General features: G+C 41.9%; 20 protein-coding genes. 14 read left to right on the plus strand and 6 right to left on the minus strand.

Translation table 11 applies throughout. The features are described from left to right. Window positions 1-329 precede the first annotated feature (329 nt). Both grcA and GKR61_RS14870 read left to right on the plus strand, forming a co-directional pair. On the plus strand, window positions 330-713 hold the full coding sequence (gene grcA / locus GKR61_RS14865; RefSeq protein ID WP_108478520.1) for an autonomous glycyl radical cofactor GrcA: 384 nt from the start codon (window positions 330-332) through the stop codon (window positions 711-713). 160 nt (window positions 714-873) lie between these two features. Next, window positions 874-2328: an ankyrin repeat domain-containing protein gene (locus GKR61_RS14870; RefSeq protein WP_154639884.1), complete on the plus strand. Its 1455-nt coding sequence runs from the start codon at window positions 874-876 to the stop codon at window positions 2326-2328. Window positions 2329-2380: 52 nt separating this feature from the next. Here GKR61_RS14870 and srmB read toward each other — a convergent pair whose 3' ends face one another. The 4 genes from srmB to GKR61_RS14890 form a co-directional block, all read right to left on the minus strand. Continuing rightward, window positions 2381-3736, minus strand: a complete 1356-nt coding sequence (gene srmB, locus GKR61_RS14875; RefSeq protein ID WP_154600235.1) for an ATP-dependent RNA helicase SrmB — start codon at window positions 3734-3736, stop codon at window positions 2381-2383. A 181-nt stretch (window positions 3737-3917) separates the two neighbouring features. Further along, complete coding sequence (gltS, locus tag GKR61_RS14880; RefSeq protein WP_036949418.1) at window positions 3918-5123, minus strand: sodium/glutamate symporter; 1206 nt, start codon at window positions 5121-5123, stop codon at window positions 3918-3920. A 316-nt stretch (window positions 5124-5439) separates the two neighbouring features. Beyond that, on the minus strand, window positions 5440-6357 hold the full coding sequence (gene hutG, locus GKR61_RS14885; RefSeq protein ID WP_108478522.1) for a formimidoylglutamase: 918 nt from the start codon (window positions 6355-6357) through the stop codon (window positions 5440-5442). Between the two features lie 2 nt (window positions 6358-6359). Beyond that, the gene (locus tag GKR61_RS14890) at window positions 6360-7091 is read right to left on the minus strand and encodes an IclR family transcriptional regulator (RefSeq protein ID WP_036949422.1); all 732 of its coding nucleotides are present in this window, start codon (window positions 7089-7091) and stop codon (window positions 6360-6362) included. 159 nt (window positions 7092-7250) lie between these two features. Between GKR61_RS14890 and trmN the strand changes: the two genes are divergently transcribed. Beyond that, window positions 7251-7985: a tRNA(1)(Val) (adenine(37)-N(6))-methyltransferase TrmN gene (trmN, locus tag GKR61_RS14895; protein ID WP_036949424.1), complete on the plus strand. Its 735-nt coding sequence runs from the start codon at window positions 7251-7253 to the stop codon at window positions 7983-7985. A 39-nt stretch (window positions 7986-8024) separates the two neighbouring features. Here the strand turns inward: trmN and nadB are convergent, their stop codons facing one another. Continuing rightward, window positions 8025-9626: an L-aspartate oxidase gene (gene nadB, locus GKR61_RS14900; RefSeq protein WP_154600234.1), complete on the minus strand. Its 1602-nt coding sequence runs from the start codon at window positions 9624-9626 to the stop codon at window positions 8025-8027. Window positions 9627-10057: 431 nt separating this feature from the next. Between nadB and rpoE the strand changes: the two genes are divergently transcribed. The 11 genes from rpoE (at window position 10058) to acpS (ending at window position 19810) form a co-directional block, all read left to right on the plus strand. Further along, window positions 10058-10636 carry an RNA polymerase sigma factor RpoE gene (rpoE, locus tag GKR61_RS14905; protein ID WP_006661282.1) on the plus strand — a complete coding sequence of 193 codons (579 nt, stop codon included), beginning with the start codon at window positions 10058-10060 and terminating at the stop codon, window positions 10634-10636. Window positions 10637-10693: 57 nt separating this feature from the next. Beyond that, the gene (gene rseA, locus GKR61_RS14910) at window positions 10694-11317 is read left to right on the plus strand and encodes an anti-sigma-E factor RseA (RefSeq protein WP_036949428.1); all 624 of its coding nucleotides are present in this window, start codon (window positions 10694-10696) and stop codon (window positions 11315-11317) included. Further along, complete coding sequence (gene rseB / locus GKR61_RS14915; RefSeq protein WP_036949430.1) at window positions 11317-12267, plus strand: sigma-E factor regulatory protein RseB; 951 nt, start codon at window positions 11317-11319, stop codon at window positions 12265-12267. The genes rseA and rseB overlap by 1 nt, the downstream gene beginning before the upstream one ends. A 3-nt stretch (window positions 12268-12270) precedes the next feature. Further along, a complete protein-coding gene (rseC, locus tag GKR61_RS14920; protein ID WP_036949432.1) occupies window positions 12271-12735 on the plus strand; it encodes a SoxR-reducing system protein RseC in 465 nt (154 codons plus the stop codon). 290 nt (window positions 12736-13025) lie between these two features. After that, the gene (lepA, locus tag GKR61_RS14925; RefSeq protein ID WP_036949554.1) at window positions 13026-14822 is read left to right on the plus strand and encodes a translation elongation factor 4; all 1797 of its coding nucleotides are present in this window, start codon (window positions 13026-13028) and stop codon (window positions 14820-14822) included. A 17-nt stretch (window positions 14823-14839) separates the two neighbouring features. Further along, window positions 14840-15805 (plus strand): signal peptidase I, encoded by a 966-nt coding sequence (gene lepB / locus GKR61_RS14930; protein ID WP_036949433.1) that lies wholly within the window; start codon window positions 14840-14842, stop codon window positions 15803-15805. A gap of 282 nt (window positions 15806-16087) precedes the next feature. After that, on the plus strand, window positions 16088-16768 hold the full coding sequence (gene rnc, locus GKR61_RS14935; RefSeq protein ID WP_036949435.1) for a ribonuclease III: 681 nt from the start codon (window positions 16088-16090) through the stop codon (window positions 16766-16768). Beyond that, window positions 16765-17673: a GTPase Era gene (gene era / locus GKR61_RS14940; protein WP_036949437.1), complete on the plus strand. Its 909-nt coding sequence runs from the start codon at window positions 16765-16767 to the stop codon at window positions 17671-17673. The genes rnc and era overlap by 4 nt, the downstream gene beginning before the upstream one ends. Window positions 17674-17684: 11 nt before the next feature. Continuing rightward, on the plus strand, window positions 17685-18410 hold the full coding sequence (gene recO / locus GKR61_RS14945) for a DNA repair protein RecO (protein ID WP_036949438.1): 726 nt from the start codon (window positions 17685-17687) through the stop codon (window positions 18408-18410). A gap of 285 nt (window positions 18411-18695) precedes the next feature. After that, the gene (gene pdxJ, locus GKR61_RS14950) at window positions 18696-19427 is read left to right on the plus strand and encodes a pyridoxine 5'-phosphate synthase (RefSeq protein WP_036949439.1); all 732 of its coding nucleotides are present in this window, start codon (window positions 18696-18698) and stop codon (window positions 19425-19427) included. Beyond that, window positions 19427-19810 (plus strand): holo-ACP synthase, encoded by a 384-nt coding sequence (gene acpS / locus GKR61_RS14955; protein WP_036949441.1) that lies wholly within the window; start codon window positions 19427-19429, stop codon window positions 19808-19810. Before pdxJ ends, acpS begins: the two co-directional genes overlap by 1 nt. Window positions 19811-19987: 177 nt before the next feature. On the opposite strand, the gene GKR61_RS14960 is transcribed toward acpS, so the two are convergent. Further along, on the minus strand, window positions 19988-20248 hold the full coding sequence (locus GKR61_RS14960; RefSeq protein WP_006661288.1) for a YfhL family 4Fe-4S dicluster ferredoxin: 261 nt from the start codon (window positions 20246-20248) through the stop codon (window positions 19988-19990). Between the last annotated feature and the right edge of the window lie 62 nt (window positions 20249-20310).

A 20310-nucleotide genomic window follows, 5' to 3' on the forward strand; every position in this document is an offset into this window, starting at 1 on the left:
TAGTGATGTATTTTATAGTTCGTAGCTTACTGGTTCATGACGCATAGATAAAGTGTTGTTCCGCGCTAACTCCCTAAAAGCACTTCAAATTAATTTGAAAATTTACAAAAAATAATTAAAAAGTCTAAATATGAATATTGATTTAAATCATAAAGATGCACCGATCTGGTTAATTACCATACGAAACATTTGATAAATATCAAAGAATCCGGGGGTTCTAGCTGGTATATATTAGATAAACAGGTTGGTTAGACCAATTATCCAATCAACAGCGATTAAAAACAGTTAGCAAAGATTGATCAAAATCTGATTCGAACGTGGAGGTCGAGATGATTACTGGTATTCAAATTACTAAAAGTGACAATGCAGCACTGCTGAACTCTTTCTGGTTAATCGATAGCGAGACAAATGAAGCTCGTTGCGTGTGTGCGAAAGCAGATTATAGCGAAGGTCAGGTTGTTCCTAAAGATGAATTGGGAGCTTTTGAGAGCCGCGAAGTTCCTTTGGAAATGAAACCAACTGTTCGCGTAGAAGGTGGCCAGCACTTAAATGTTAACGTATTAAGCCGTGAAACATTAGAAGATGCAGTTAAAAACCCAGAGAAATATCCGCAATTAACTATCCGTGTTTCTGGTTATGCAGTGCGTTTTAATTCATTAACACCTGAACAACAGCGTGACGTTATTACTCGTACTTTCACTGAAAGCCTGTAATAAACATTAAGGGGTCAATAGATCTCTTATCTTAATAAATTCTAAAAGCCATTGTTCTCAATGGCTTTTTTATTTGCCCCTAACAAAGTTGATTATTTCCCCCCTTGGTTATTTATATTTCAATATTCTTCCAGCATACAGCATTTGTTAGGGAGAATTTATGCCATTCAGTACAGCAATACAGCAGACAGTAAGTAAGGACGAACTTTCTTTTTTTGAAGAAGGTTTAAATTTATATCAACAAAATACATTTTCGGATTCATTATGTAGCCCTCGTGATAAATGGTCTAAAAATGTTACGAGAGAGGAGTTTCTAGGAAGAGATGCGCAGAATAAAGATTATCTTTTAGTGTTACTATCACAAGGTGCTTATCATAGTAATTGGCGTGATATTCAAGGAGTAGAAAAACTCAGCACGTCAAAAATTAATGAATTAGGCATAGATGCAGAACTTTTAAATAATGAATTTACAGGTTTTCAATCGAATATTTGTTGTTTTAATGGTCTGTATATTATTTGCTTTGCGGGAACGAATGATATTGTCGATTTTTATGCCAATATTCGGCAAGGGCTAGGATATTACGAACCTCAATTCTTTCAGGCGGTAGGGTTAACTAATATTCTATATCGAGCCGTGAAAGGTAATATTATCTGTACAGGGCACTCTCTAGGGGGCGGTCTTGCATCAATAGCCGCATTGGCGAGTCAATCACCTTGTATTTCATTTAGTCCTTCAGGGCTTGCACAAAATACAGTACATAAAATTGGAATGGATTATAACATTGCTAAGCAACAAGCAGATGAAGGTTTGATACGCTTTTATACTGTTCAATATGATTGGCTTGATGCACTTCAAAACACGTTACCAATCCCTTCTGCGTTGGGAAACCGTATCAAAATGGCTTACAGCGAACATAATTCTTGGAAAGACTGGTTACCACACCGTTTGTTGACCAGGAGCTTTATTGCACATTCAATGGTTAAGATTATTAGGATGATGTGCAAACATAAACCATGGAATAATTGGAATGCGATTACAGGTGAATTTGATAAAACAGCGGATTCTATGTTGAATGAATTTCCTAACGTAGAGCAAAACCAAAGTTTTAATTGGCAAGAAAGTTGTAAAAATTCAATTAAGAAAGAAAATATTAGTGAATTTAAAGTGCTACTTTCAATGAAAAATAAGCACTGTGATATTGATAAACTGGCAATGCAATCTGTTCGTGCGGGTAATAGCCAATTTATAAAAGTATTATTGGAATCTCCATACGGGCAGGGAATTAAAAAAATGCAGTTAGCTCAGCAAAAAACAGTTTTACATTTAGCGGCTCAAAGCGGGAGAGTGGCTCAATCAGAAATTTTGCTGAGTAATGGTTTAATGGTCAACGTGAGAGATAATTTGGGAAATACCCCGTTGCATGACGCTTTAAATAGCCACTCTTTAGATGTTGCTGAATTATTATTATCAAATGGCGCAGATTGGCGAATGGAAAATAATCAGGGTTATAACTGCCGAGATATTTTAGATAATCATATGATAAAAGCAGAAGCGTTAACCAATGAAAGTCGGGTTATGAGAGAGAAGGTCTATAAGTTAATGAACTTAAGTTAATAAATGAAAAACGGGCCGAAGCCCGCTTTTGTCAGTATCACTCGATTGAGTTTTACTTGGTTTTATTGCTATCTGCAGTTGCAGATGGCGTAGTTGTAGAGGATGTAGCTGGAGTGCGACGTTTACCGATATTTTTCTTATCGCGATGGCGTACTTTTTCTTTTTTCTTGCTTTGCTCTTCTTTTTTCTTCTCTTTACGCTTAGCCAGCACTTTCTTAGAGGGTTTTGGCTTATTCAGCATTGCTTCAGAAGGCGCTTTGGTTGTTGGGCGTAATGAATCTACCACTCGCATCTTAATTGGGTCTTCGATGTAGCGAGTGATTTTACCCAGTAGAGGGAAATCGTGTGCTTCAACTAAAGACAGAGCAGTTCCTTTGCGTCCAGCACGACCGGTACGACCGATACGGTGCAAATAGACATCCGCGGTGCGCGGTAAGTCAAAGTTAAAAACATGGCTGACGTTTTCAATGTCTAATCCACGAGAAGCCACGTCTGTTGCAACGAGGACTTTAACTTGTCCAGTCACTAAGCGGCGAACAGCTTCGTTACGCTTCGCTTGCACCATTTCACCTTCGATATAGCAAGGTTCAATCCCTGCCTCACGCAGCCATTGGACAACTTCACGAACGCGTTCACGCTTACGCACAAAGACTATCGATTTGGTGACGTCTTCTTGCTTGATAAGGTGACACAGCAGCGCAGTTTTATGTTCTAACGTGTCAGCGCGATAGTAAAATTGTTGGATTTTCTTGCGTTCACGGCGTGAAGGATCTGCTTCAATTTCGATAGGATCTTCGAGTAGACGCTCAGCAAAATCACGAATTGCTTCACCTTCAAGAGTGGCAGAGAACAACATGGTTTGCTTGCGCCAGCGGGTTTCGCCTGCGATAGTTTCTATATCGTGCGCAAAGCCCATATCCAGCATACGGTCAGCTTCATCGAGGATCAAAATTTCTACGGCGCGGCAATCGAAGTTTTCTTCTTTAATGTATTGCAGCAAACGTCCGGTGGTTGCTACGACGATATCTTGGTTTTCGCTGAAAACCTCAGCGTGGTTCATATACGCAACGCCGCCTGTAATGGTGGCAACGTCTAAATGATTATGTGCACACAACTCTTTAGCTTGATCAGCGACTTGCATAGCGAGTTCGCGAGTTGGTGTTAAAATCAGAACGCGAGGCGGACCTGATTTTTTTCTTGGGAAATCAAGTAAATGTTGAATGGCTGGCAATAAGAACGCCGCAGTTTTACCTGTTCCGGTTGGGGCTGAACCTAAAACGTCGCGTCCATCCATTGCAGGAGGGATAGCCGCTTCTTGGATGGCCGTCGGGCGCTCGTAACCTTTATTGGTCAGCGCGGTGATCAGGCTCTCATCAAGCTCAAGTTCAGAAAAAGTGGATGCAGTCATGATATACCTCTATTTGGGGCGCTGATTATAAACAGGTTAGCAAAATTGTTCACCACAAAAATCAGCTTTGTGCAGAGTTTACCTGTTTTTGTTGGCGGGGGGTATACAAGGAAGTGGCTTACTGATAATGCTCCCTCTTACCAAACTCTGTCGTATGGTTGGTAAGAGGGATGAAGTGGAATTAGCTGAGCATGTTAATTAACCAAGTGTGGTAAGGAATTCCCACGAGGTCGATAAGTACAGCACCGCTTAATGGCACAATCATAAACGCTTTCATAGAAACTTGTTTGTAGCGCTCACAGACTGATGACATGTTTGCCATTGCGTTCGGTGTCGCCCCTAAACCATGTCCCATCATGCCTGAACACATTACTGCAGCATCGTAGTTTTTGCCTAACAGCCTGAAGACGACGAAAACAACGAACAGGATGATGGCAATAGTTTGCGCCAGTAAGATGATGAATAATGGCAGGGCGATGACTTTCAATTCCCAAATCTTAAGCGACATCATCGCCATGGTTAAGAATAAGCCCAGTGAAACATCTGAAATTAGGTTGATGGATTTTTGGTTAATACGAACAATTTCAACTTGGTCGTTAATGTTACGCACAATAATCGCGATAATCATTGCACCGACATAGCTTGGTAAAGAGAATCCCGTGGCTTTAGTAAATTGCGCAGAAGCAAATTGACCGACAACCATTACACCTAAAATAAGCGCTAACATTTTTAAGAATGCATGGGCATCGATAGAATCGATTTTGCCAGCCAATTTCTCTTCAACTTTCACGCTTTCAATGTGTTCTTCGGTTTGAATAGTGACTTTGTGTTTTTTAATTAAATAGCTCGCGATAGGGCCACCTAATAAGCTTCCTGAAATCAGACCAAACGTTGCTGCTGCAATAGCCGCAACAGTTGCAGACTGTACGCCAAGACCTTCAGCCATACCACCAAAGGCAGCCGCACCACCGTGTCCACCTGTTAAGGAAACACCGCCAGCCATGATCCCGATAACCGGGTCGATACCTAATAAATGCGCCAGACCGGCACCAAAGGTGTCTTGGAAAATAACCAATGTCCAGCAAATTAATAGGTAAGTAATGAGTAAGCGTCCACCGCTTTTTAATACGCGGAAGCTGCCATCAATACCAACAGTTGTAAAGAATGCCACCATTAAGAATGACTGTAAGCTGGTATCGAAAGTAATTTCAGCTAAATCGAAAGACTTTAATCCCCAAATAAGCAAGCTGACTAAAAAACCACCAATGACCGGTGAAGGAATACAGAAACGTTGCAGCCATTCAATGCGTTTTTTGAGGTGAACACCCATCAGTAGGCAAACTACAGTCAGGAAGAGGGTGGTGAGTGTGTCGATTTGGAATGTCATATTTTTCCCTTTATTTATACCTTGTCTTTTTTATACTTTGTCTTTCGTGCTACAGCGTTGTTGGCCGCGTTCGGCTACCCTAGTCACATACTTATGTATGCTCCTCGGGATATCCTCTCTAGCCGCCTAGCTGTAACTCGAAATCCAAGGGTATAAATGTCTTGTTAAAGACACGATAAAATTGTTTTTCGTGCTACAGCTTTAGGGGCACAATGCTGTTTATTTTTAACTAGTTGCTTAGTTGACTAAGCTTTTATTTATATTTTGAAAGACAAGGTAAAGTTGTTTATCAGTCGTTTTATTGTGTTTGTTGTTTTTAGAATAAATATTGGTAAACCAAGTAAGCTGCTAGTTTTGATGTGTGGTTATCAATATCAAATTCAGGATTGCACTCAGCGATATCAAACAGTGCAATCTTGCCGCTAGATTTGATGACACTAAATAATTCATCAAATGTTTCAGTAGAAATCCCTCGAGCGGCTGGCGCGCTGACTCCCGGTGCGATACCTGCAGAGAACACATCCAAATCCACAGTGACATACAGGTAATCCACTGAATTTATAAATTGTTTAATCTGTTCAATTGCTTGGGGTAATAAGCTTGCGGTTAAAGCTTTATCGCGAATATAGTGGCAACCTAAGCGATCCGCTGTATCAAATAACACCTTGGTATTACCGTGATCTGCGATGCCTAAACATAGGTAATTGAAAGGGCGCTGGTGCTTAGCGCACAGTTGTGACGATTGTAAAAATGGCGTACCAGATGTGGCTTCTGGGGCTTCGCGTAAATCAAAGTGCGCATCAAAATTGATGATCCCAATGGTTTTTTCTGGTTGATGTTTTTGAACAAAATCGAAAACACCTTGGAAGCTCGCAAAGCCAACTTCGTGCCCACCGCCTAAAACAATGGGTTTTTGGCGCAGTTCTAACACTGAGATTATCTCATCGGATAGGCGGCGTTGAGCCGCTTCCAGATCACCATCATCACAACTTACTGTTCCCACATCACGAATAGCCAGTGGCTGGTGGATAGGCAGGCCAGCAAGTTGACGACGGATAGTATCAGGACCAGATTTAGCGCCTTGGCGGCCTTTATTGCGGCGAACACCTTCGTCCGAAGCGAAGCCGATAATGGCAAACTCCGCAGGTGAATGTTGGTTGATGACTTGGTGAATGCGTAAATGTTCCTGTGTTTCACCATCAGTACGACCCTGCCATTGAAAAGGTTGTGTCATAGTTACTCCAAGTTAATCAGTTTTGTTATATTTTGGGCCGTTTGGCATGTGGCTTTAATCAGCTCATCGACACGGTTGACGGCACGAAATTCGGGTGCCATGACAGAGACGACAGCTAAAATATCATTGCCTTTAAAAACAGGTGCCGATGCGCCAAAAACACCAGCATCAATTTCACCAACAGAAATGCCATAGCCCTGTTGACGGATTTGGATCAGATCCTGTTTTAATTTCTGTAAATAGTTATCTTTGTGTAGCTGCTTGGCGTGAGTTTCGAAGACCAATTCTTGGTATTGTTCATCACGGTAAGCTAAGAGGGTTTTTGCACTAGCGCCGCGGATCACGGTATTGCCATGTCCCACAATAAAAGAGCAGCGTACGGCTTGTTCACTATCAATTTTATCGACACAGATGGTTTCCCGTAGGTTGGCGGTGATAATTGCCGCAGTTTCTTGGGTCTTTTTCGCTAATGCATGAAGCTCTGATTTTGACGAGGTCATCAACAAACTGTGGTGATAGTATTTTTCTTGAGTTTTGATACTCTGCGCACCAACGGTATAAGTGCCATATTGCTTAGAGTAAGTTATAAATTCCCAGTTTATGAGAATAGTTAAAAGCCGATAAACCGTTGAGAGAGGAATATCTAACTCTTTGGAAATGGTTTGCGGTGTGATTGGAGACGCGCAAGTCGTGACAAACGATAAGATATCTAGTGTTCTATTAATACTGTTCATGGCATCTCCTTTTTCTCGAACTTAGCAGTAAAAAAAATCACTAACAAATCACATTCTCATTATGCGAGAATAATATTATTAGAATTAGATTAAATTTGCAGATTTGTGGGTTGAAATTGAGAATATTCACGTAAATCCTATTTAAACCAGAGTGGCAGTATGAGCGAACAAAAAAAGAGTTATCGAAAAGGCGGGTTTACCTTCAAGCAATTTTTTGTTGCTCATGATCGTTGCGCGATGAAGGTCGGTACTGACGGGGTATTACTCGGTGCGTGGGCGCCTCTTAATGCAACAAAATATGCGTTGGACATAGGCAGTGGGAGCGGATTAATAGCCTTAATGCTAGCTCAGCGTAGTGAGCAAGTGCAGGTTGATGCGGTTGAACTTGATGACGCTGCGGCGTTACAAGCACAGGAAAATTTTGATGAATCTCCATGGTCTGAACGGCTGCGAGTGTTCCATCAGGACATTATTACGTTTAGCGAACAGCCTAACCATCAGTATGAATTAATCGTGAGTAATCCTCCTTATTTTGAGCCTGCGGTAGCGTGTCGGGATGAAAAACGCGATCAAGCTCGCTATACCGGAACACTTACTCACCAAGTATTACTAGATAGCGCGAAACGATGCTTGGCACCAGACGGGATTTTTTGTTTGGTATTGCCTTATGATGTAGGGCAGAAAGTCGAAGCGATGGCAATGGCGAGTGGTTGGTATTTAGCCTATCGCGCGCAAGTTCAGGATAAAGCCCATACACCATATCATCGGATGCTATTAGGGTTGACGATTAAGATGATGGAACCGGTTATTTCGTCTTTAACATTGAAACAACCAGATGATAGCTATACGGATGAGTTTATCTCGTTGATCCAGCCATTTTATCTTAAGTATTAAAAGCCTATCTGCGGCTAATGCACAGATAGGCGGTGAATATTAGCGGGTTAAAACGGTTGGACCAGAATCGGGTAAAAGTTCAGGGTAGTCTAAGGTATAGTGCAAACCGCGACTCTCTTTACGTTCTAAGGCGCAGCGCACCATTAGTTCTGCAACTTGGACTAAGTTGCGTAGTTCCAGTAAGTTATTGGAGATGCGGAAATTAGCATAGTAATCATTAATTTCTTGTTGAAGTAAATGAATACGACGCAAAGCGCGTTCAAGGCGTTTTGTGGTTCTTACTATCCCCATGTAATCCCACATAAATAAGCGTAACTCATGCCAGTTATGCTGAATGACAACTTGTTCGTCAGAGTTATGGACTCGGCTTTCATCCCATTCAGGGAGTTCAGAAATCTCAGGGATCTGGTTGATCGTTTTGATGATATTTTCTGCGGCAGCCCACCCATAAACTAGACATTCAAGTAATGAGTTGGACGCCATGCGATTGGCACCATGTAGCCCGGTATAACTCACTTCACCAATAGCATAAAGATTCGGCACATCTGTCATGCCTGTCGGGTCAACAACAACGCCGCCGCAGGTATAGTGTGCTGCGGGAACTATCGGGATCGGCTCTTGGGTTAAATCTAAACCTAAGGTGAGTAATTTGGCATAAATGGTGGGGAAGTGGTGCTGAATAAACTCAGGGGATTTGTGGCTGATGTCCAGATACATGCAGTCTGCCCCGAGGCGTTTCATTTCATGGTCGATAGCTCTGGCGACAATATCCCGCGGTGCTAATTCACAACGCGCGTCATAATCTGGCATGAATCGGCTACCATCAGGGCGTTTTAAGTGAGCGCCTTCACCTCGTAAAGCTTCGGTGAGTAGGAAATTACGTGCTTGAGGGTGGAATAAACAGGTTGGATGAAACTGGTTAAATTCCAAATTAGCTACGCGGCAGCCTGCCCGCCATGCCATGGCAATACCATCACCGGATGAGATATCAGGGTTGGTGGTGTATTGATAAACCTTCGCAGCGCCACCTGTGGCTAAGACGATAGTTTTTGCTCGTATAGTTTCGACTTGCTCTTTTTGGCGATTCCAAACATAGGCACCGACAATACGGGAGCGGGTATTTTGTTGGGTTTTATCTTCGAGGATCAGATCAACCGCATTGTAGCGTTCTTTGATCTGGATATTCGGGTGTTCGAAAGCAAGATTAACAAGGGTGGTTTCAACCTCTTTTCCGGTGGCATCTGCATGATGCAAAATACGGCGATGACTGTGTCCGCCTTCTCGGGTGAGGTGATACTGAGTTTCCCCTGTTTCGTTGACTTCGGTATCAAATAAAACCCCTTGGTCAATCAGCCATTGAACACAATGTTTGGCGTTTGATGCAATAAACTCTACGGCGCTCTTTTCGCAGATCCCCGCGCCAGCCACAAGCGTGTCATTAACATGGGATTCTATGCTGTCGGTGTCATCGAAAACGGCGGCTATTCCGCCCTGAGCGTAATAAGATGCACCATCACTGAGGGTGCTTTTGCTGAGAATAGTAACTTGATGAAAGGGTGCAAGCCGGAGTGCGGCTGATAATCCTGCGACACCACTTCCAATGATTAAAATATCAGTGTCATGCTGTGTGGATGCGTTCATAAGTGTTTGTGTGTTGTGTTTCTATAGAGAATTTTATGTTAGCCTATCGAGCTGCTTGTGACTATGTATTAATCGCATTTTGAGTTCTTAAAGAACTATATTATTTAGCTACACTTTAGTTTATTTGGAAAATCATCATTTATTTTGGAAAAAACTATTGGCTAAATGAAAAGTGCCAATGTGAATGAATAAATTCCACGTAATCATGCCGTAGATATGCCTGTTTTGTGTATACTATTAGGTAGTGCTCACAAGGATCAATGAGATCGATTAAGAAACATCGATCCCATTTTTTGAAATTATTTTCGATTATTTTTGGAATAAATTGAACTTCATCAGTTTTTATTACTCGAAGTTAGGCTTGCTTAAGGAAGGGATAAGATGAACAAGTTAAGTCATTATCAATCTGTGTTCAGGAGATGGTTCCTGGAATGAGCGAGCAGCTGACAGACCAAATATTGGTTGAGAAAGTACAAAAAGGCGATCAACAAGCTTTCAATTTACTGGTGATTAAATACCAGCATAAGGTTGCAAGTCTCGTTTCTCGTTATGTACCGCAAGCGGATGTGCCTGATGTTGCACAAGAGTCGTTTATTAAGGCTTATCGTGCAATCGGCTCGTTCCGTGGCGACAGTGCCTTTTATACTTGGCTTTATCGAATTGCTGTCAACACGGCAAAGAACTACTTAGTCGCGCAAGATAGACGTCCTCCCGCGTCAGATCTAGAAGCAAGCGACGCAGAAAACTTCGAATCAGCCGGCGCATTAAAAGAAATTTCGAACCCAGAGAACTTAATGTTGTCTGATGAATTAAAGCGAGTTGTTTTCCGTACCATTGAGTCACTGCCAGAAGATCTCCGAATGGCAATCACGCTACGTGAACTTGATGGCTTAAGCTACGAAGAGATAGCCGAAGTGATGGATTGCCCTGTGGGTACCGTTCGATCACGGATCTTTAGAGCAAGGGAAGCAATTGATGAAAAAGTTCAGCCGTTGATCCAACAACATTAATTGGTTGGGTCGCGAGTTACCATTTAACTGTGAGCAATTAACTGAAGGTAATTGGGCATGCAAAGAGAGAAACTTTCCGCAATGATGGATGGTGAAGCTCTAGATTTAGAACTTATTAACACCATTTCATGTGATTCAACGTTAAAGCAACGTTGGGAGAGCTATCATCTTGTTCGTGATACTCTGCGTAATGATACAGGCGATGTCATTCATTTTGATATTGCAAGTAAAGTTGCGGCAGCGCTGGAAAATGAACCGGTGCGAATTAATCCTCAAGCAGTTGTTGAATCACAACCAGAACCTGCAAGCTGGAGTGGTTTCCCGTTTTGGAACAAAATTCGTCCATGGGCTAGCCAAATTACGCAAATCGGTGTGGCTGCATGTGTATCACTCGCTGTAATTGTGGGTGTTCAACAATACAATCAAAGCAATAGCGTCGATTCTACTGTGGATGATCCTGTATTTAATACTGTTCCTGTCGGACGTGGTGCGCCAGTTAGCTTAAATATTTCAGATAGCCAATTGTTTGGCACTGAGCAACAGTCTCAGCAAATCGAACAACAGAATCAACGTATCAATGCCATGCTGCAACAGTATGAAATTGAAAGACGTTCGATGCTGAATCAGCCACATCAAGACAGTGATAAAAATACCGCATCAGCAGGGGTTAAACTGCAATAATGAATAAATGGTTATCCGTCCTCTGCCTGACGGGCAGCCTGATTATATCTAATCAAGCGTCGGCATCATCTACGGATGCCGATGTTCTTTTCAAAGAAATGGGAACGGCTGCCCAGAACCTGTCATATGAAATGTCGTTTATGACATTCAATCCGCAAAATATCGTTCCAGTGCGCTATCGCCATGCGATTATCAATGGTGTTCCTATTTCTCAAATGATCCAAATGGATTCATCTCGCCGAGAAATAGTACAAAATGGCAACCGAATTAGTTATTTTGAACCGGGATTCGATGCGTTTAGCCTGAATGGCGAACATATCATTGATAACTTACCTACGGTACTTTTTGCTGATTACCAAAAAATTCAGCCTTATTATAATTTTATTGATGCTGGCCGTACGCATATTGGTGATAGACCCGCATTAGTCATCCGTATTATTTCAAAAGATAATTCTCGATTTAATTATGTGTTACTAATCGATGAAGAAACTAAATTGCCACTGCGTGTTGATTTGCTCGACAACAATAATCAAACACTGGAACAGTTCCGGGTAATTTCGACTGTTTTAGATAGCAAAAATGTACAAGATTCATTGAAATCCCTCAGTAATGTGAATTTACCACCATTATTGGTATCGCCAAAAAATGAAAACCCATCATTTAAATGGCGGGTGGGAATGCTGCCTCCAGGCTTTGAGGAAGTGTCTCGCTCTACGCGAAAATTGAGTGATGATGACATCATTGAAACAGCGATGTTCAGCGATGGGTTATTCACCTTTTCGGTTAATGTGACAAAAACATCGAAAGGTCCTTTACTGGATCAGCCGCTACAAAATGGTCGCCGCACAATTTACACCATGACTCAAAAGCAAAATGTGATTACGATAATAGGGGAGCTACCGCTATCAACATCCCAGTTAATTGCGAGTAGCATTCAGTTTCGGGAGTAAATCATGGTAAAAGAATGGGCAACGGTAGTTAGGTGGCAGAAAGGACGAGCGTTATTGCGTTATGGCTCTTCAGCCGGATGTGGAAGTTGCAGCGCTCGTGCGGCTTGCGGTTCATATGCTTTAAACAAAATAGGACCTAACACAGAGCATGAATTGGAAATTGAAGTTGAACAGCCTTTGGTTGTTGGACAAAAAATTGAAGTAGGTATTCCTGAAGGAAGCTTGCTACGTTCTGCTATGTTAGTCTATTTAACGCCATTGGTTGGATTGTTTATATTTGCCGCATTGGCTCAATTAGCTGAATTTGAGCAGGTATGGGTTGCATTAGCAGGCATTTTCGGTGGGTTTGCTGGCTTTTTCACTGCGAGAGAAATGGCTTCACGTTGGCGCAATAAAATCGATTTTCAGCCTATCGTTTTACAAATAGGGCTGCCCCCCGGCGAAATCAGCGTTCAAACACATGGTTGAATGCCATTGTCTCACATCATCGCCTGTAGCTAAGCTTTCACGACATAAGCTTTTTACTACAGGCGATTTTGTTTTTGGTCGTTCAAAAATGAAGAAAAATGAAATAAGTAACTCATTCAACTTTGGCTAGTTTACAGTTGTTTTACATTGAATCTTTGTGTTAGTGGGTTCTTGTATGTAAAATGCTGCTAATTAGCAATCTTGTGATAATCATAGCATTTTAGTTTTGTGGCAAAATTTGCTCAAAACTGATTTTGTAAGGCAATTTAAAAGAAGATATTACCTTGAAAATCAAAAACATTAGAAACTTTTCGATCATTGCACATATCGACCACGGAAAATCCACGTTGTCAGATCGTATTATTCAAATCTGTGGTGGCTTAACTGACCGTGAAATGGCGGCTCAGGTTTTAGACTCTATGGATCTGGAACGTGAACGTGGTATCACCATTAAAGCACAAAGCGTAACGCTCGATTATAAAGCAGCGGATGGTGAAACTTACCAACTGAACTTTATCGACACTCCAGGACACGTGGACTTCTCCTATGAAGTTTCTCGTTCATTGGCGGCGTGTGAAGGCGCATTATTAGTTGTGGATGCAGGGCAAGGTGTTGAAGCTCAAACCTTGGCGAACTGCTATACCGCAATTGAAATGGACTTGGAAGTCGTTCCAGTCCTTAACAAGATTGATTTACCAGCCGCTGATCCTGAGCGTGTTGCTGATGAGATTGAAGACATTGTGGGTCTTGATGCCCATGATGCTGTTCGTTGTTCTGCGAAAACCGGTATCGGTGTCCAAGATGTTATCGAACGTTTAGTAAAAGAAATCCCACCGCCAGAAGGTGATGGCGATGCACCGTTACAAGCGCTAATTATCGACTCTTGGTTCGATAACTATTTAGGCGTTGTTTCTCTGATCCGTATTAAAAGCGGAACATTGAAAAAAGGTGACAAAGTTAAAGTGATGAGTACGGGCAACGTGTATAACGCGGATCGCCTCGGTATTTTCACACCAAAACAAATTGACCGTGATGTGCTTAACTGCGGTGAAGTAGGCTGGTTAGTGTGTGCGATTAAAGACATCACTGGCGCACCTGTCGGGGATACTTTAACTGGTGCTCGTAACCCAGCAGATAAAGCATTACCAGGCTTCAAAAAAGTTAAACCTCAAGTCTATGCGGGTTTGTTCCCTGTTAGCTCTGATGACTATGAAGCCTTCCGCGATGCATTGGGTAAATTAAGCCTGAACGATGCTTCTTTGTTCTATGAACCAGAAACGTCAACAGCATTAGGATTCGGTTTCCGTTGTGGTTTCCTTGGCTTACTGCACATGGAAATCATTCAAGAGCGTTTAGAACGCGAATACGATCTTGATCTGATCACCACGGCACCAACGGTAGTTTATGAAGTTCAGCAAACTAACGGCGAGATTGTTTATGTGGATAGTCCGTCGAAATTACCACCGCTGAATAACATCGAAGAGTTAAGAGAGCCTATCGCTGAGTGCCATATGCTGATGCCTAAAGAGTATTTAGGTAACGTTATCACTCTGTGTATTGAAAAACGTGGCGTACAAACCAACATGGTTTACCACGGGAATCAGGTTTCTCTAACCTACGAAATTCCGATGTCAGAAGTGGTTCTGGATTTCTTTGACCGTTTAAAATCAACCTCTCGTGGTTATGCTTCTTTAGATTATTCATTCAAGCGTTTCCAAACGTCAGACATGGTGCGTGTGGATGTGTTAATCAACAACGAACGTGTCGACGCTTTAGCGCTGATCACTCACCGTGGCAACTCGCAGTACCGCGGACGTGAGTTAGTGGAAAAAATGAAAGAGCTTATTCCACGTCAACAGTTTGATATTGCTATCCAAGCAGCAATTGGTAACCACATTATTGCTCGTTCTACAGTGAAACAGCTGCGCAAAAACGTTCTTGCCAAATGTTATGGCGGTGACGTTAGCCGTAAGAAGAAACTGTTACAGAAGCAAAAGGACGGTAAGAAACGTATGAAGCAAGTGGGTAACGTTGAACTCCCACAAGAAGCGTTCCTTGCTATATTGCACGTTGGTAAAGACAGCTAAGTTTACAAGGAGTCTTAATGGCTAACACATTTGCCCTGATCCTCACACTGGCAACACTGGTGACAGGGATTATTTGGTGCTTAGATAAATTTAAGTTTGCGCCAGCACGTAAAGCGAAGCTTAAAAAATTGCGGGAAGTAACAAACGGCTCAATGAACGAAGATGAACTTGCGAAAGCGGTTCGTCGTCCGTCGTGGCTGGAAACGGGAACCTCAATTTTTCCTGTGTTAGCCATTGTTTTGATTGTTCGTTCGTTTATTTATGAGCCGTTCCAAATCCCATCAGGTTCGATGATGCCAACGCTCTTAGTTGGTGATTTTATGCTGGTTGAGAAGTTTTCTTATGGATTGAAAGATCCTATTACTCAAACCACATTAATCGAAACGGGTAAGCCTAATCGTGGAGATATTGCGGTATTTAAATATCCGAAAGAGCCAAATGTAGACTTCGTGAAACGCGTTATTGGTTTGCCGGGGGATAAAATCATTTATAACCCAGAAGCGAAAGAGCTGACCATTTACCCTAACTGCGCAGACAATAAATGCACAGAAAAATTGCCGGTCACTTATGGTCCATTAGAACCAAGTGAATGGACAATGGTATTTGAAAATAGCTCTGTGGTTGATAATCAATATGGTAATTATCAAATCCCAGTAGACCAAGCGTTACCAAATAACTCACTGCGCCAATATGGTCGAAGTGAGAAATTAGATACCGTTACGCACCAAATTTTGACGATTAATAACTACATTACTCAATCAAAATATGTACAACCAGGTTTACCGCTTAATGAGTGGATTGTGCCTGAGAAACACTATTTCATGATGGGGGATAATAGAGACAACAGCTCTGATAGCCGTATGTGGGGCTTTGTTCCTGAGCAAAATTTAGTGGGGCGTGCAGTGTTTATTTGGTTAAGTTTAGATAAACAAGAGAACGAATGGCCTACAGGTATTCGCTTTAGCCGAATTGGTCCTCTATAATTCATTTCAGACAATGCGGGTTTTCATTAGAAAACTCGCATTATCATAAGCATTATTATTTTACCCAGTGTACAATAATGTTGTTTTAAACATTATTGACTTCCTAATTATTAACTATCCTCGTTAAATTCCGATAATTCATAAAAGTTATTTTTCGAATATCAATTGCTTACGAGTGATGGTCGACGGAAGTCAGTGCAAACGCAACAGTTTTGTAAAATAGCTGATTTTACAGGTCTGTTGCGTGTGCTTTTTTATTAAACGTAGAATGGTTGGGCGCACATGAACCCCTCTTTGTTAGAAAAATTACAGCGTAAGCTGGGATATACATTCCAGCAAAATGATTTATTAATTCAGGCATTAACTCATAGAAGTGCTAGCAGCAAACATAATGAAAGACTGGAATTTTTGGGTGATTCAATTCTCAGTTTTGTGATTGCTAACGATCTCTATCATCGTTTTCCTAAGGTGGATGAAGGTGATATGAGCCGTATGCGCGCAACGTTAGTGCGTGGAAATACACTGGCGGAAATTGCCCGTGAATTTGAACTCGGTGAATGTTTACGTTTAGGCCCGGGTGAATTAAAAAGTGGCGGTTTCCGCCGAGAATCAATCTTAGCTGATACCGTTGAAGCCTTAATTGGTGGGATTTTCCTCGACAGTAATATTCAAACTATCGAAGAGATCATTCTGGCATGGTACAAAGTAAGATTGGATGAAATTAGTCCGGGTGATAAACAAAAAGACCCGAAAACGCGGCTACAAGAATATCTGCAAGGACGTCATCTTCCACTGCCGAACTATTTAGTGGTACATGTGAAAGGTGAAGCTCATGATCAAGAATTTACGATCCATTGCCAAGTGAGCGGCATTGAAGAGCCGATTAACGGCATAGGTTCAAGCCGTCGTAAAGCGGAGCAAGCCGCAGCAGAACAAGCATTGAAAATCTTGGAGATTGAATGAGTGAATTACAATCCCACTGTGGTTTTGTTGCCATAGTTGGACGACCAAATGTTGGGAAATCAACACTGTTAAACCAGTTACTGGGGCAAAAAGTCTCGATCACATCGAGAAAGCCTCAGACAACTCGCCACCGTATTATGGGGATCCACACAGAAGATAATTACCAAATTATCTATGTCGATACCCCTGGTCTTCACATCGAAGAAAAAAGAGCGATTAACCGTTTGATGAACCGCGCAGCATCTAGCTCTATTGGCGATGTTGAATTGGTTATTTTTGTGGTTGAAGGTACCCACTGGACACCAGATGATGAAATGGTGCTGAACAAGCTATCTAGCTTACGTTGCCCAGTTATTTTGGCGATCAACAAAATTGATAATGTGGTGGATAAAACCAGCTTACTGCCACACATCGGTATGATCAGCCAAAAAATGAATTTCTTGGATGTCGTACCAATCAGTGCAGAAAAAGGCACTGGTGTTGATACCATCGCGAAGATTGTGAAACAGCATATCCCTGAAGCTATTCACCACTTCCCTGAAGACTATATTACAGACCGCTCTCAGCGTTTTATGGCTTCTGAAATTATCCGTGAAAAACTGATGCGTTTCTTAGGTGATGAGTTACCGTACTCTGTGACTGTTGAAATTGAACAGTTTAAAGAGATGGATAAAGGCGGCTACCATATCAACGGTCTGATTTTAGTTGAGCGTGAAGGCCAGAAAAAAATGGTTATCGGTAATAAAGGTAGCAAGCTGAAAACCATTGGTACAGAAGCTCGTATTGATATGGAACGCCTGTTTGAAACGAAAGTTCACTTAGAGCTTTGGGTTAAAGTTAAATCCGGTTGGGCAGATGACGAAAGAGCACTGCGCAGTCTGGGCTATGTTGACGATTTAAAATAATCGGTGACACCGTGAGTGGTTGGCAACGCGCGTTTGTGCTCCATTCCCGTCCTTACAGTGAAACAAGTCTATTAATTGACTTTTTCACGGAAGGGGAAGGTAAAATTCGTTTGCTAGCAAAGGGTGCGAGACGCAACCGCTCACCATTAAGAGGCTGTTTACAGCCTTTTACACCTTTGTTGATCCGTTGGAGTGGCAAAGGTGAAATCAAAACTCTTATCAATGCTGACCCTGTCTCTCTTGCTCTCCCTCTCAGTGGCACTGTTTTATATAGCGGTTTATACCTTAATGAACTTACCGCTCGGGTTATTGAGTTCGGTACACCTTATTCATCTCTATTTTTTGATTACCTCAATTGTTTGCAAGTTTTAGCAGGGAGTGAACGCACGCCTGAATCTGCGTTACGCCAGTTCGAGCTCGCTTTGCTGTCTTATCTCGGTTATGGCGTAGATTTTTTACATTGTGCGGGCAGTGGTGAGCCAGTTTCAGACACCATGACCTACCGTTACCGTGAAGAAAAAGGGTTTATCGGCAGCCTAGTTGTTGACCAACTCACGTTCACGGGTAAGCAATTAAGAGCGTTAGCCGACCGAGAATTCCCAGATGCCGACACCTTAAAAGCTGCTAAACGGTTTACCCGCATGGCACTAAAACCTTACCTAGGTGGTAAACCTCTTAAAAGCCGTGAACTTTTCAGGCAATTTACTACCCCTTCTCAGAACATGACTAAGTCATAGAAATTATTCGATTTTGTTTTATGGCGCTATTTTTATCTGTTGTAATTGCAAATGGCTGTCATCCAAACTGTTGTAACCATAAAACGGAAGGTGAGCGAGACAAATTTTTTTGCGCTATTTACTTTCTTCGAGGCGCTTCCCAAAAAATGAATGTAATTGATGAAATATTATTATTAGTTTGGAATCAGTAAGGAAGAAAGAGATATTTTTTCCCCCAATTCCATAAATTGCAGTAGGATATGGCAGACAAGAAATAAGTGACTGTTTATTCATAGGGAGTTAAACATGGCTGAGCTGTTATTGGGCGTTAACATTGACCACATTGCAACTGTTAGAAATGCAAGAGGAACACAATATCCTGACCCTGTTCAAGCGGCATTTGTTGCTGAGCAAGCTGGAGCCGACGGGATCACTATCCACTTACGTGAAGATCGCCGTCATATTACCGATAGAGACGTTGAACTGCTCAACCAAACCATTCAAACGCGTATGAACCTTGAAATGGCAGTCACAGATGAGATGATTGACATTGCTTGTCGTATTAAGCCGACTTATTGCTGTTTGGTTCCTGAAAAGCGCGAGGAAGTGACCACTGAAGGCGGACTTGATGTCGCAGGGCAAAAACAAAAAGTCGCATCCGCAGTAAAACGGCTGGCCGAAGCAGGTATTTTAGTTTCTTTATTTATCGATGCGGATCATAAACAAATTGATGCTGCTCAAGAGTGTGGAGCGCCATTTATTGAAATTCACACAGGCGCATATGCGGATGCCAAAACTGAACAAGAGCAAGAGCTTGAGTTCCGCCGTATTCGTGATGGCGTAAGTTATGCTGCAGGTAAAGGTATTAAAGTGAATGCGGGGCATGGACTGACTTACCATAATGTTCAACGTATCGCAGCGCTGCCTGAAATTTATGAGCTGAATATCGGTCACGCGATTATTGGGCGTGCACTGTTTAGCGGTTTAGCTCAAGCAGTGTCTGACATGAAAAACTTACTCACAGAAGCACGTAAATAATGGCTATTGTAGGTTTAGGTACAGATATTGTTGAGATTACGCGTATTGAATCTGTTATCGAGCGCTCCGCAGATAGCTTAGCGAAGCGTATTTTAACAGAGCATGAATATGCGCAATACCAGCAACAAACTAAGCCTGCGCGTTTTCTTGCTAAGCGATTTGCAGTGAAAGAAGCGGCGGCTAAGGCATTAGGTACGGGGATCCGTAATGGTTTGGCTTTCAATCAGTTTGAAGTCACAAACGATGAGCTAGGCAAGCCATTACTGTCACTGAGCGGTGAAGCGTTAAAATTAGCCAATAGCTTAAAAGCCACGCATTTTCATGTTTCAATTACTGATGAACGACACTATGCGGCTGCAACGGTGATTATTGAAAGTCTGTAGTCATTATTCATTGCCGGCTTATCTGCAGTCGGCAATGTTTCAATGAAATAGTAGCTCAATGAAAAAGTCTTTTAATGAAAGAGCACTTCAACGGATGGGTTTTTAGTAAAACAAAGCTAAATAACGCAGAGTTCAACCATCGTCGTTTCAACAAGTCTGTTCAGCATCTTTATGAAATTAGATTTTATCGGCGTGATGGATCATGACAAATTTATCCCAAAGCTGTTCCTGGGATTCAATATGTTCAGGATCTGTAATAATTGTATTCGTGATAGGGCAAACTGATTGGCAAGTGGGTTTATCATAGTGCCCAACGCATTCAGTACACAGGTTTGAATCTATTTCATAGATTTCCGCTCCCATGAAGATCGCATCATTTGGACATTCAGGTTCACACATATCGCAGTTAATGCATTTTTTAGTAATTAATAGTGCCATTTCAATTAGTTATATCAGATTTAAACCAGTAGTATACGTCTTCGAACGTCATTTTACACTGA

Source organism: Providencia sp. wls1916 (assembly GCF_009706585.1).
Taxonomy (GTDB): domain Bacteria; phylum Pseudomonadota; class Gammaproteobacteria; order Enterobacterales; family Enterobacteriaceae; genus Providencia; species Providencia lanzhouensis.